Annotated in this window: 12 protein-coding genes; 8 read left to right on the plus strand and 4 right to left on the minus strand. The window is 32.4% G+C overall.

Going from position 1 to position 13,384, the window contains the following annotated elements; all coding sequences use genetic code 11:
* The first annotated feature begins 96 nt into the window (after positions 1 to 96).
* From NST77_RS08000 to NST77_RS08025, 6 genes are all read left to right on the plus strand, one after another.
* On the plus strand, positions 97 to 228 hold the full coding sequence (locus NST77_RS08000; protein ID WP_031540139.1) for an FbpB family small basic protein: 132 nt from the start codon (positions 97 to 99) through the stop codon (positions 226 to 228).
* Positions 229 to 292: 64 nt separating this feature from the next.
* Complete coding sequence (locus NST77_RS08005) at positions 293 to 436, plus strand: acid-soluble spore protein N (protein ID WP_016205356.1); 144 nt, start codon at positions 293 to 295, stop codon at positions 434 to 436.
* 238 nt (positions 437 to 674) lie between these two features.
* Complete coding sequence (locus NST77_RS08010) at positions 675 to 3,014, plus strand: AAA family ATPase (protein ID WP_341122882.1); 2,340 nt, start codon at positions 675 to 677, stop codon at positions 3,012 to 3,014.
* 798 nt (positions 3,015 to 3,812) lie between these two features.
* Positions 3,813 to 5,894, plus strand: a complete 2,082-nt coding sequence (locus NST77_RS08015; protein WP_163187263.1) for a TerD family protein — start codon at positions 3,813 to 3,815, stop codon at positions 5,892 to 5,894.
* Between the two features lie 634 nt (positions 5,895 to 6,528).
* A complete protein-coding gene (locus NST77_RS08020) occupies positions 6,529 to 6,963 on the plus strand; it encodes an acyl-CoA thioesterase (RefSeq protein WP_341123737.1) in 435 nt (144 codons plus the stop codon).
* Between the two features lie 24 nt (positions 6,964 to 6,987).
* Entirely contained in the window at positions 6,988 to 7,278 is a 291-nt protein-coding gene (locus NST77_RS08025; protein ID WP_172859561.1) for a hypothetical protein, read from the plus strand.
* 137 nt (positions 7,279 to 7,415) lie between these two features.
* Here NST77_RS08025 and NST77_RS08030 read toward each other — a convergent pair whose 3' ends face one another.
* From NST77_RS08030 to plsY, 4 genes are all read right to left on the minus strand, one after another.
* Complete coding sequence (locus tag NST77_RS08030; RefSeq protein WP_163186912.1) at positions 7,416 to 7,706, minus strand: HesB/YadR/YfhF family protein; 291 nt, start codon at positions 7,704 to 7,706, stop codon at positions 7,416 to 7,418.
* A 151-nt stretch (positions 7,707 to 7,857) separates the two neighbouring features.
* On the minus strand, positions 7,858 to 9,006 hold the full coding sequence (locus tag NST77_RS08035) for a CapA family protein (protein WP_163186910.1): 1,149 nt from the start codon (positions 9,004 to 9,006) through the stop codon (positions 7,858 to 7,860).
* A 138-nt stretch (positions 9,007 to 9,144) separates the two neighbouring features.
* Positions 9,145 to 9,969, minus strand: a complete 825-nt coding sequence (locus NST77_RS08040; protein ID WP_163186908.1) for a sensor histidine kinase — start codon at positions 9,967 to 9,969, stop codon at positions 9,145 to 9,147.
* Positions 9,970 to 10,078: 109 nt separating this feature from the next.
* The gene (plsY, locus tag NST77_RS08045; protein WP_095328722.1) at positions 10,079 to 10,681 is read right to left on the minus strand and encodes a glycerol-3-phosphate 1-O-acyltransferase PlsY; all 603 of its coding nucleotides are present in this window, start codon (positions 10,679 to 10,681) and stop codon (positions 10,079 to 10,081) included.
* Positions 10,682 to 10,841: 160 nt separating this feature from the next.
* Here plsY and NST77_RS08050 point away from each other — a divergent pair, with 160 nt between their 5' ends.
* Together NST77_RS08050 and NST77_RS08055 are read left to right on the plus strand one after the other, a co-directional pair.
* On the plus strand, positions 10,842 to 12,269 hold the full coding sequence (locus NST77_RS08050; protein WP_163186906.1) for a phospholipase D-like domain-containing protein: 1,428 nt from the start codon (positions 10,842 to 10,844) through the stop codon (positions 12,267 to 12,269).
* Between the two features lie 61 nt (positions 12,270 to 12,330).
* Complete coding sequence (locus NST77_RS08055; protein ID WP_095328724.1) at positions 12,331 to 13,338, plus strand: DUF3231 family protein; 1,008 nt, start codon at positions 12,331 to 12,333, stop codon at positions 13,336 to 13,338.
* Positions 13,339 to 13,384 lie beyond the last annotated feature (46 nt).

A 13,384-nucleotide genomic window follows, 5' to 3' on the forward strand; every position in this document is an offset into this window, starting at 1 on the left:
TCAAATAGATTTAAAGATTATTTCTTTTTATTGTAATAATTATCTAACTTTTTGGGAAATATGTGAATACAAAATACTTATTAAAGGAGAATGAAGATGAGAAAACCTCGTAAACGTTCATTTCAAGAACTCGTATTAGAAAATAAAATGCAGTTATTAAAGGATCGAGAAGCGATTGAAAAAATAGAAGAACGGTTAGAAAGAAAACATTTGAAAAAAGCACGTTAATGAAGAAATTACCATCAATTCTGCTTGTTCTTTTGTACAAACTATAGTTGAAGGAGTTGATTTGATGAGTAATCCTAAAAAAGACAGCAAACACTTTGTTCCAAGTCATATCGGAACTAAATCTAGAAGCTTTGGTGGGAACAAAGGAAAGCAAATGCAGGACAAATCAGGACAACATGCTCAAGTAATACAAACAAAGGGCGAATAATCCTTCCTATCGAATAAAGGAAGATGAATAAAAAGCAATGGCTTCTTTTCTAATTGAGGCTATTGCTTTTTTTGCCTTCTATGATTGAGTTACACATTTTTCAAGGATAGCAATTTGCATCCTGCATATATTATGGTTATCAGATATTCACAGTGTGAAAAGTACATAATCATTAACGAAAAAGAAGGAATATGTTAGTATTAATAAGGAATTAAATTTATTAAGAGATGTGAATATATTGAATAACGAGAAAATAATTACAAATAGAAAATATCCAGAAATTTTTCTGATAGAAAAGGAATTTGAAGAACATGGATTTGTGCAAGATGAAAAGAAGATTTTAGATGAAATACAAAAATTAACTGAGGGTGAGAATGGAAAAGAAATCTCTCAGTTATTAACGATTGCTGCTTTATCAAGAATGTACACCGATAAAGAAGATACGATAGCGGTTGCCTGGTTGAATAAAGCGATTGAGCTGGATGAAGAGAATAAAACAGCTCTAAAATACCTTTCCCAATTCGATTGGAAAAATTTCAGCGGCTTACTGGATTCACTGGTTTTTCCTAATATTCGCGAAACGGATAATCGGACCGCCAAACGAAAAATTGCTGAGCAATATATTAATAATTGCCGCTCGTTTTTAGAACAGATGGATGAGGAAGCTACCCATCTGCAAAATCAGAAGAAAAATGCATCCCTATATGAAAATAGGGATGCTGTTGCAAAATATGAAGCAATTGAAGAATTATTACAAAAGGTAATGGAGAAAACGTCTCAGTTATTAAAATCAGCAGAAGAATATGAAGAGTCTATTAGCGGCGTGTTTCACACATCGATTTATTATGAGAGTGTAAAAGAATTAATTGAAGAATTGACTGAATTAAAGGATGAATGGACAAGCCTTTTTGTAGAAGATGTAGAGGAAGATAATAAGTCTCTTTCCTCTTTAGAGGAACTAGAGCAAATGGTAGGATTGGATGCTGTAAAAAAAAGAGTTTATGATTTTTATCAATTTTTACATTATCAAAAGTCTCGGAAAAAGCTAGGCTATAATATTCAAGATGAATTAAGCTTAAATATGATATTTACAGGAAATCCAGGTACTGGGAAAACTACTTTGGCAAGATTGATGGCAAAGATTTATCATGAATTGGGCGTATTGCCAAGCGCTGAAGTTGTGGAAACAGATCGGTCTCAATTAATCGGCGGCTTTATGGGACAAACAGAGGAAAATGTCCGTTCTGTGGTAAAACAAGCGGTTGGCGGTGTCTTATTTATCGATGAAGCCTATAGCCTAAAAAGAGAAGGACAGTCTGGAAATGATTATGGTCAAACGGCAATAGATACTCTTGTATCTTTAATGACAGGTTCAGAATTTGGTGGTAAATTTGCTGTCATTTTAGCAGGATATCCTGAAGAAATGCGTCAATTTTTAGACGGAAACCATGGTTTAAGAAGTCGCTTTCCTGCTTCTAATATGATTCATTTGCCAGATTATACACCAACGGAATTATTGGTGATAGGAGAAAGAATTGCTTCAGCGAATGACTATGTCATGACTGAGGACGGAAAAAAAGCATTGCTAAAAAGGCTTGAGAGAGAACAAGTAGATGAGAGCTTCGGAAATGCTCGAGCTGTTCGCAATATTGTGCTGGATGCAATATTTAGCAAAGGTTCTCGCAAAGCAAACGAACAAGAAATATTTAAATATACTCTATTGCAAGAGGCTGATTTTGTTTGTGAAGAAGATGACAAACAACTTGATCCTGCAAAAGAGCTTAATGAATTGATTGGTTTAGCAAAAGTGAAAGATGAAATAAAAAAAATTATTGCGCTAGTTAAGGTGCAGCAATTGAGACAGACTAAAGCCAAAAAGAATCTGCCTATTCAACTGCATGCTGTCTTTACGGGAAATCCAGGTACCGGAAAAACTACTGTAGCTAAACTATACGCCCAGTTTCTTAAGGATTGCGGAATATTAAAAAGAGGTCACTTAGTTGTTACAAGCAGGGCAGATTTTGTCGCCGGCTATGTTGGCCAATCAGCTATTAAGACAAGAAAAAAAATAAGAGAAGCCCTTGGCGGGGTGCTATTTATCGATGAAGCATATTCATTGTTAGGAAATGGTAGTCAGGATTTTGGGAAAGAGGTTGTTGATACATTAGTCATGGAAATGACAAAGCATAATGAGAATTTAGTTGTTATTCTTGCAGGATATCCGAATGAAACCAATACTCTATTACAAAGCAATCCAGGATTAACTTCAAGGTTTAAAAAATTTATCCATTTTGAAGATTATTCTGCAGCAGAATTGGTTGAAATCATGAAGTTATATGCGGATAAATACGATTATTTATTATCAACAGATGCAATCCAATTACTGCAAAATATGCTGCCGACTGTATCTACGGATGGAAATGGACGATTTGCAACTAATTTAATCGATGAAGCAGTTCAATTACAGGCTTTACGACTATCTGAGCAATTAGAACAAGAAATAGATGCAGATGTTTCTATAATAACTGCTGAGGATATCGAAAGTGTCCTAAAAGAGAAAAGGAGAATCGACGAATAGCTGGTGACGAATACAGATGGACAATTACTTTTTCTCAATAAGAGATATTGAAATGGATTATGTTGATATCGATATGATAAGGTGCTCGTTAAACAATTGCTAAAAAAGTCAGCTTCAAATGTTGTATTAGAGCATAAACCTTGATATATAGGGATTTATTGGAGTTTTTTATTTGTTTTTTAACTTGCTGATTTTTCCTAACTTATCCTGAATTATTCTTGTAATTAACAAATTGCGGTGATTATAGTCAATCCAAGATAATCACCGTGACAACAAGGGGTAAAAAATATACATCATTTGTTTAATGATTCAATTTTAGTTGCCAGAAGAGACCTAGCTGTAAGTGTAGGAGGGTGAGGTTAGAAGAGTGGTATTTTTGAAAGTGAATAAAGAAAAATAAACGATATACTAAACATTGGAAATCGTGCGCAAGAATTTGTTGCCTATAAGTATAAAAAAACTGAGGCTGAAAGAGAAAAAATAAATAACTTATATTAGCACTTGCATTATTAGGAAAAAAACATAAGGAATACTCATCCTCACCCTAGAACTCCTTAGCCATAGACTTAAAAGAAACAGAATTAAAATCGAACTTGATGAGTTTAAAGGTATATATTTGCTCCATAATACGACACTTGCTAAATTTTATTATATGTTGGTACTTTTTATAGAATTTACAACAAAAAGTAAAACAAATACAAATCTACAAAGCCTGCAAGAAAATTATGGATATAGTACGATAGAAACAGAGTGAAAATGAAGTATGGTTTAGGGAATACTTTCAATTGGAGTGATTAAATGGTTATAAATGATGTTTACCTAAGAAGAAAAAACAAATTACTATTGAATAAAGGTAATGAAAAAACTCCACAGAAAAAATACATTGCGACAATATTATTAAACATTGATAATTTGGGATTTACATTATCAAATGATATTATTGAAATCCTATATACATATTCCATAAGTCAATTAAATAGTTTCTACATTGCTTTAGTTAAAAATTTAAAAGAGTTAGTAGGAGCAAACAAACAATACAATCCAATGTATCCTAATTTTCCCCACCAAGTAATGGATGCAGATGCCTCAGAATTATTCATTAATGCTATTTTTCATTACTGGTCTTTTGGATCATTACTTCCTAATTATAACAAAGAAGAGAGATTACCATTATATGATATAACAACCAAGAAAGTAATAGAGACGGGTACCGAGGAAGAATTTGAAAGTATTTTTATAAATCTATTATCTTCTAAAACTTCTATTTCTGAAACTGATAAAGAGGATTTAAGTTGGTTTTTCAATGAATATCCTGACAAAGTTAACAATATCTTACCTAAAGAAATACCTTCAAAAGAAAATGTAGCTTTGTTATCTATATTGTTACTGCATAATAACATAAATACTTCTGTATTATTTGATTATGTAAAGACAGCTACTGATGTATTAAGAATTGCCGTTGCTATGTCAGAAGGCGATATTAGTTTAGCAACTAATACAAAGTTTAAAAGTTTCAAACGTAAGGAAAGACGTTTATTAATGTCCTTATTAGAAAATTGTTCTAATATTGAAGAGGATATGAAACGATATAAGAATAGATGGATTAGATTAGGTGAAAGATTACATCCTACAGAATTTAAAAGATATGAAAAAGTAAAAGAGGCTTTTACTAAGCTGAGAAATAATCAACCAATTCAAACTTTTAATGGTGTGTTAACTAATGCGCTAGAAAATAATAGAATGGATCAAGCATTATCTTTATTAGTGAAAAGACCAGGGGAATTCGCACGTAAATTAGATCATTTAATAAGATTGCATACTAACCCAAATGTAATACTAAATGAATTTAAAAATGTGGCGGATAGTGTTGAAACTACAGTGCTATTGCAAGTTAGGGAGCACTTTAAAAATAGAAATAATCAAAAAGAGAAAAGAACATTTTTCCCTAAAGGTAATGTTGCTAAATTATTTGTCATTGATAATAACCTTCCTGAGATTGAGGAGAATATATGCAATAGCATAGTACAAATCTGCGAAAATAGTTTAGTAAATGAATATAAGAAAAGGGACTATCTTGGTAAGGTTTATCTAGATGAATCATTAAAAAATTATCTTGTGCCTTTTTCGCAACGTTCAGCAAGTAAGTCACTTAAATCAGTAGTAAGAGGTTCAAAATTAGATATAAGCGATTCAACCAGTACTATTCGCTCCTTTATTTATTGGAAAGAAAATAATTTGGATAGAGCCGATATAGATTTGTCTGCAGTAATGTATGATGATAATTGGGATTACTTAGAGCATGTGTCCTATACAAATCTGAGATCATCAAAGTATAAAGCTTTTCATAGTGGTGATATTACTTCAGCTCCTCATGGAGCAAGTGAATTTATCGATTTAGAAATTGAATCTGTTAGAAAATTTGGAGGAAGATATATAGTGCTTTCAATCCAATCCTTTACAGGTCAAACTTTTAGTGAGTTACCCGAATGTTTTATGGGATGGATGAGCAGGGAAAATCCCAATTCTGGAGAAATTTACGAACCTAAAACAGTCGAGAACAGAATGGATGTAACTTCTGAAGCTAGAGTAAGTATACCTATGATAATCGATCTTCATGAAAACAAAGTGATATGGACAGATATAGCACTTAGAAACAATCCTGATTATTACAATAATGTGGAAGGTAATAAAATAGGTATGGTATTAATGGGTAAAGCAATGACTACTTTAATTAAACCTAATCTTTATGAGTTAATAGAATTGAATATTAAGGCAAGAGGGGAAAAATGTGATAATATAGAAGAGGCAGATATTGTATTTTCTATAAATCAAGGTGTTACTCCTTTTGACCAGGATGTAATTGTGTCACAATATTTATAAGTTAAAATTGGGCTATTGCTTGTCTTCCTTCTATATCCATCTTCCTGAATTAGATGAGCAAATTCCCCGATTGTTTAATTAAGGCTATGTTATATCTTCCTTCAAACTACAATCTGTGTGAATGAATTAGATATGACAATTTCCTTTATAAAGGTTAGGGTGATAATAGCCCTGACCTTTTATTTACTATATTGCGATTGGATTTATTTAAAAGATGTAGTATTATGGATAATATTCGTTGGTCTTTTCTGTTTTGAAGCAGTAATAACCAGGGAATTGGACTACTTAAGATGCTTTCTAATGAAAAATTAAATTCTAGTTGATACCATATTTACATACATAAAATGAGTAATATTATGACTGTATTAAAAGAATTTGTTGAATAAATAAAAAAGAGAAAGTGTAAGTCTCTATTATAAGTAATTTAGTTGATGAATTTATGAGACTAGGTGAAAGAGTTATTAAATTAAACAGCTTATATATAATGTTGGACAATAAAAATCTTTTTAAGAACCTATGGTCATATAATGCATCAATTGCCATATCTGATGCAGTTAAGAAATTTAACGTTATCACAGAGTGATAAAATGGTGATTATTTTATAAAAAGTTGAGAAAAGGAAGTGCTAGAAACCGTGGTATATGTGAGTTCTAGGGATATTGAATTGTATTATGCTGATACCGATATGATGGGGGTTATTTATCATGCGAATTATCTTAAATTTTTTGAACGAGGAAGAACAGGTTTAATTGAAGATCTTGGGTATAGCTATTTAGAAATGGAGAACAAGGGGTATTTTGCACCTGTTTATGATGTGTATGCCCAATATAAAAAGCCATTACGCTATGGAGATCAGGCAAAGGTGAAAACCTGGGTAGAAACAAACGATGGCATAAAAACAGTTTATGGATATCAGATAATTAATCAGGACGAAGAAGTTTGCGTAGAGGGAACTACTACGCATATTATCGTTTCAAAAGAAACATTTCGTCCTAAATCGTTTAAAAAGATGTTTCCAGAATGGTTTAATAAATATGAAGAAATTAAAAAGCAACCTTCTGACAAGTAAGGATAGCAAAAGGGAGTTGCCGATATGGCCTTTGGTTTGAAGAAAAGCGAACTAAGAGAATGGAAAAGAAAAATTGATAATGGAGAAATTGCTTTTTTAACTCATTATTGGCTGGATGATCGTTTTCCAGACTGTAAGACTGTTACGAAAGTTGGCTGTGCGGATCTAGAGAAATTAAAAACCTGGGGAAAGAAATATGGCTTAAAAGAGGAATGGATACATTATCGTCATGACGGCTATTCCCATTTTGACCTATTAGGCGATACTCAAAAGAAGATTTTAAAAGAGGAAGGGATTGACCAACCTTTACAATAGAGATTAGGTATTGGAAGGTAACTTTTTTTACACTTGATCGAGATAAAGCTAGAAAAAATGTTATTATAAAAAAACAGTGAGACACTAGATGTATCTCACTGTTTTTTAACATTCGTACCACTAAACAATAATAGTGCTTAATGAGCATGACGGTATTCTGGTTCATTTGCAACTTCATTGAAATCTGCAAATAGATCATAATCATCAAAATACCACAAATCCTTTTCTTCGATATAGTAATGGATACCATCTTTTTCTGTTTCTACTCCAATGTTAACCGGCTGCTCATTAGAGATTCCTAATGAAAATCCTTGCTGAACAGTACTGCATCCACCATAACGTGCAAAGAAGCGTACATAGTCACCGTCTTTTAACATCATTTCATCTTTATACCATTCAGCTGCTTTATCACTAATTACAATTTTCATATTAACACCTCTTATGAATTTTGCTTCGACCATTGGAAGCATTTTAATTCTATTCTAATTATATGTTCATTATAAAGGAATGGACGAGAATTATCTAATATTTGAATTTAAGATTATTTTAAAATGTTTGTAAAGAGCTGCAAGTTTTATTTTAGTCTGCTTGTCCCTCTTTTTGCATATGCTCCATGATTTCTTTATAAATAGAAGGACTGTATTTATTGATTGCATGCTGTGAATCTTGCAATGGATACATTTTATAATCTTTTTCAGCCTTACTAGAAACAAAAGTGGGATAGAAAGAAGGTGCTTCCATCGTAATAGATGTCTGCTTTCCTAATTGCTTTTTCTTGACTGTAACAGTTACCATTCCACCAATATCCCGATACTCTTCGTCCTGACCAGATAAAAAGTTTCCTAATGAATAGACTACTAATCCTTTATGTCCATTATGACCTTTTACCCACTCGATTGGCTGCAAAACATGTGGATGACTGCCGAATATAATATGCACACCTTCATCTACAAAAAATTGTGCCAATTCTTTTTGCTCATTAGATGGGAACCGTTGATATTCGTTTCCCCAATGAATCATCATCACGACAACATCTGCTTCTTTTTTTGCTTTTTGGATTTCATTGCTCATTCTTTTTTTATCCAAGAGATTTACAATATACTCTTTTCCTTCAGGAATAGGGATTCCATTTAACCCATAAGTATAGGCTAAATAAGCAACTTTAATGCCCTTTTTCTCTAAGACAACGACTTTATCTTGATCATCCTTAGACAAGTAGGTTCCAACATGAGGGAGACCAATTTGATTTAAATAATCAAGGGAGAGCTTTTGTGCATCAACTCCACGATCGAGGGCATGATTATTAGCCGTTGTGACAATATCGATGCCTGCTTTTTTTAAACTATCGGCAATATCATGAGGGCTATTGAAAGCAGGATATCCGGATAAACCAATCGATTCTCCGGCAACAATTGTTTCTTGATTTGCTATTAGCAAATCAGGTTTTTTTAATTCACTTGCTATATTATCTAGCATTTTATCAAAATTAAACCGATTTCCTTCTCGTGCGTCATTGTAGACACGATCATGGATTAAAATATCGCCGATAGCAGCTAATGTTATTTCGCTGGATTCTTCTTTTGCTAAATTTTCTTTGTCTCTCCCTGAATTAGAACGTACTTCTTTATAGGTAGAAGAGGAGTTGTCAATTGTATTTATAAGTATTATGCCGATTATACCAAAAAGAAGAAGGAAGAAAACGAATAGTAGATATGTTTTTTTCTGCATAACTAGCCTCTTTACTAATCTAAATTTTATTTGTTTCTTTACAATTAATAGCATACCAAAAAAATATTAGTTTGTAAGGAAAATAGGGAATTTTTACATAAAATAGGCTAACAGTAACTTTTTTGTTTCATATTTTCTTTAAGAAATATACAACGGAAAACAGATACTCATAGTTGTACCTTTGTCCTGTAAACTCCAGACTTTCATCTTTCCATCATATTTCTCAATTAGTTGTTTACATACATATAGTCCCATGCCTGTTCCGTTTTTTTTAGTTGTTTGCAGTGGTGTAAATAAGTTGTTTAATTGTGCTTTCGGTATTCCGCAGCCATTGTCTTTAATCTCAATAACTAATTGATTTTTTTGTTTTCTTGTGACAATTGCTATTTCTTTTGGAATAGATGAAAGATTTGCTTCTGTAGCTTCAAAAGCATTTTTGACTATATTAACAAACACCTGTGTGAAATGGTGTTTATTGCCTTTACATAAAAGTTCATCTCTAGAAAATTTCGTTATTAGATTTATGTCTTTTAAATTAGCTTCACATTTAAAAATAGGTATTAAATTTAGGAGTAATTCGTTTATAGATAATGGAGTAATATCGTCTCCTTGTGTTTTCGAAAGTGTTAAAAAGTTTGTGATTAGCTCATTTGCTCGTGCTAATTCTCCCAGAGCGATAGCAGTGTACTGGTGAATAAGTTCGACATTATTTGTTTGCTTTATTAATTGAAGGAAGCCACTTACAGTAGTTAATGGATTACGCACTTCATGTGTAATACTAGTAACCATTTTAGCGATATTTTCACTGTAAGTGGTGGAAAGGGACAGTGATTGCAAACTATCAGTTAGTGCTTCCATGGTTGCTGATTGTTCTTGCAGCTTTGCCTCCACACGCTTCCATTTATTGATAAAACATTGAAAAGTTGCCTCAGGTTCATGAAAAGATGTAGTTGGTAAGGTCATTTTGCATTCGCTCCTTTAACAATTATAGTAAAAGGTATGACGAAATAAATCATTTTATGTCAAATAAATATTCGACCAAGAAAAAAAGACCATAATCGGTCTTTTTTTCTTATAACCAGTTTACTTTTGGCTCTGTTTTATTAATAATTCTTTTAATATTCGCTCGATGTCTATAGACAACAAAAATAGTAAGAATCGCCAAGATGATAATGAGTAATTTATCTTCCCATAGAATAAAGGAATATATTAAACCTGCCAAACCAGCAACCATAGAGGACAGCGAAACATATTTTGATAAATAGAGGGAAATAAAAAAGACCGCAACAATAATCAGGAATAAGATAGGTTCGTGTCCAAGAAGAATTCCTGCTGAAGTAGCAACTGCTTTCCCTCCCTTAAAACCTGCGAAAATGGGATACATATGGCCAATAACAGCAAATACTCCAATTATAAGTGGATTTATATCCATTTCCACATTCCAAATAAGTGTGACCAACAGTGGAAGGACTGTTGCAATCGTTCCTTTCAGTATATCGGAGATTGTAACAGCAAAGCCTGCTTTTTTTCCAAGAACGCGAAATGTATTTGTACCACCTAAATTTCCACTGCCATGTTCTCGTATATCTATATTGTAAAAGGATTTGCCTATTATTAGTCCAGAAGGAATAGATCCAATTAAATAAGCGAGTATAATTAAAAGTCCAATAATCAATTTCGTATTCTCCTTCACGTATGTATACTATTTGCCTTTATATTGTACCATGTAATTGCTAAAACTCATCATTTTTTCAAAAAAATAATCTATATATCTTGCCATTAAAGGTAAAAACTAAAGGAATACAAGCTGAAATTTGGTGAGAAGAGGGGAAGAGATGAAACGAATATTCTTTCTTCTATTTATTATTTTTATCATGTTTTATAGTGGTACCATTTATCATCATTTGAAAAAGCCACTGCCTAAAGGGTTGTCTATAGAAGGTGTTATTCATCAGGTAAAGGATGTTGAACTATTAATAGATATAACCTACAAAAACAATAAAAAAAACAGAATGGTTCAACATGAAATAATTAATTCTATGCTAAAGGAAGTAGAGAAGGCAAATGAATTTATCATAATTGATATGTTTTTATTTAATAATGATACAAATGAAGACCAACAATATCCAAAGATAGTAGAAAAATTTACAGAAGCGTTAATTAAGAAAAAGCAAGAAAACCCAATGATAAATATTATTTTTATAACGGATAAAATTAATACTGTGTACGATTCGTATCCTTCAGAAGAATTTAAAGAATTAAAAGAAAACGGAGTGAAAGTGATTGAAACTGAGCTGAACGATTTGCGAGATTCTAATCCACTTTACTCTGGCTTTTGGCGTATGTTTGGACAGTGGGTAAAAACAAGAGGAGATGGACATCTGCCAAATTTTCTTGCAAAAAGCGCTCCAAAAGTTTCAGCTATATCCTATTTAGAGTTACTAAACATAAAAGCAAATCATCGTAAAGTTATGATTACTGAAAATACAGCAATTATCTCGAGTGGTAATATTCATAATGCAAGCGGTTATCATTCAAATGTTGCCTTTAAATTGCATGGGAATATCCTTAACGAATTGCTGAAAAGTGAGGAGAGTGCAGCAAGATTAAGTGAACCGATTGATTTGCCGAGAATAAAAGAACAAGCTGAAACAAAAAATACTAATGTGAAAATTCAATTATTAACAGAAGGAAAAATTGGTAAGCATATACTACAAGAAATTAAAAATACCCAAAAAAGTGAAGTTATTTGGATTGGCATGCTCTATTTAGCAGATCAAAAAGTAATCAAGGAAATAAAGGCAGCTGCCAAAAGAGATGTAAAGATATATATAATATTAGACCCAAATCAAAATGCATTTGGCAATAAAAAAACAGGCTTACCCAATATCCCCGTTGTAGCTGAACTAAGAAAAGCAAAAGCCGCAAACAACATTCACATTAAATGGTATAACGCAGGAAAAGAGCAATTTCACCCGAAACTCTTATATATAGAAAGATTGAAAGCTAGAGAAAGCACCATTATAAGCGGCTCAGCCAATCTTACGCAAAGAAATCTTTATGACTTTAATTTGGAGACAGATATAAAAATTATCGCGAGACAAAAAGAAAAAATTATGAGAGATACAAAGAGGTATTTCCAAAAATTATGGGAAAATGAGCAGGCTGATTTTACAAAAGAAGTTGATAGGCAAAAAAACTTCCCCATTTTTCGCTATATTATTTATCGTTTGCAAAGGATGCTAGGCTTTACGACTTATTAAGTTAATTAATAATTTCTGATCCTTTTCAAATACTAATATTACGGAAACGGAGGGAAAGATAATGAATAAAAAAGATATATTAACCTCATCAGAGCTTGCAACATTATGGATGACTTATCAAGAAAAAACAATGTTTCTTCGATTTGTTGAATATTTCCATGCTGTTAATGAAGACAAGAAAGAGAAGAACTTCTATGAAAGTCATCTCACCAAGTTAGCAAAAGAAATAAAGAAAATTGAAGCAATATTGACAGCGGAAGGAGCTATTATTCCGCATGGGTTTTCTGACCAAGATGTGAATAAACAAGCACCGCCTTTATTTCAGCCAACTTTCGCCTTGCAAATCGTAAGAATGCTCGCAGAAATAGGCATGGGACTACACGCTTTACATTTAGCAAGATCTTATCGAAAGGATATAATTCGTTTATACCAAGATTTATCTGTTACAACCCAGCATTGTTATGAAGAATGTACTGAACTGCTAATAGATAAAGGAGCCTTAAGCCGCCCGCCTCAAGTCGCAATGCCTGAACAAGTAGAAGTGGTTGTTAGTACGGAATATTTGAAAGGTACAAACATATTAGGTGATAAAAGAGTTTTAAATACGGTAGAGGTTTCTTTTCTCTATCAATCAATTGAAAGCAATAGTATTGGGCAACAATTAATAACTGGATTCGCTCAAGTAACAAAAGATCCTGAGTTAAAAAAATTCTTTACACAAGGTAAAGAACTTTCCAAAAAAATAATTGCGAAACTTTCAAAGAAATTAACGGATGATGATATACAAGTTCCATTAGGGTGGGTTGGTAGTCCAACGCTTTCTACGATTGCTCCATTTTCCGATAAATTAATGCTTTATTGTATAAGTTTATTTTGTAGTTTTGGACTTGGCAGCAATGCCATTGGTACGACCTTTAGCTTGCGCAAAGATTTGTCAGCAACCTTTATTCCTCTTATTGCGAAGATTTATGATTATGGAGTACAAGGGGCGGAGTTAATGGCTGAAAAAGGATATACAGAAGAGCCGCCAGCAATGGAGAATCGTCAAAATTTAATAAACAGAAAATAGTTCTTTCCTATTTAAAGGGAATGGCATTTTACTTATCAGTATATAG

The sequence above is a fragment of the Niallia sp. FSL W8-0177 genome (assembly GCF_038006285.1).
In the GTDB taxonomy this organism is placed as follows: domain Bacteria; phylum Bacillota; class Bacilli; order Bacillales; family Cytobacillaceae; genus Niallia; species Niallia circulans_A.

Coding starts and splice junctions, on each gene's coding strand:
- NST77_RS08000 (WP_031540139.1), top strand. CDS start 97: ATGAGAAAACCTCGTAAACGTTCATTTCAAGAACTCGTATTAGAAAAT.
- NST77_RS08005 (WP_016205356.1), top strand. CDS start 293: ATGAGTAATCCTAAAAAAGACAGCAAACACTTTGTTCCAAGTCATATC.
- NST77_RS08015 (WP_163187263.1), top strand. CDS start 3,813: ATGGTTATAAATGATGTTTACCTAAGAAGAAAAAACAAATTACTATTG.
- NST77_RS08025 (WP_172859561.1), top strand. CDS start 6,988: ATGGCCTTTGGTTTGAAGAAAAGCGAACTAAGAGAATGGAAAAGAAAA.
- NST77_RS08030 (WP_163186912.1), bottom strand. CDS start 7,706: ATGAAAATTGTAATTAGTGATAAAGCAGCTGAATGGTATAAAGATGAA.
- NST77_RS08035 (WP_163186910.1), bottom strand. CDS start 9,006: ATGCAGAAAAAAACATATCTACTATTCGTTTTCTTCCTTCTTCTTTTT.
- NST77_RS08040 (WP_163186908.1), bottom strand. CDS start 9,969: ATGACCTTACCAACTACATCTTTTCATGAACCTGAGGCAACTTTTCAA.
- NST77_RS08050 (WP_163186906.1), top strand. CDS start 10,842: ATGAAACGAATATTCTTTCTTCTATTTATTATTTTTATCATGTTTTAT.
- NST77_RS08055 (WP_095328724.1), top strand. CDS start 12,331: ATGAATAAAAAAGATATATTAACCTCATCAGAGCTTGCAACATTATGG.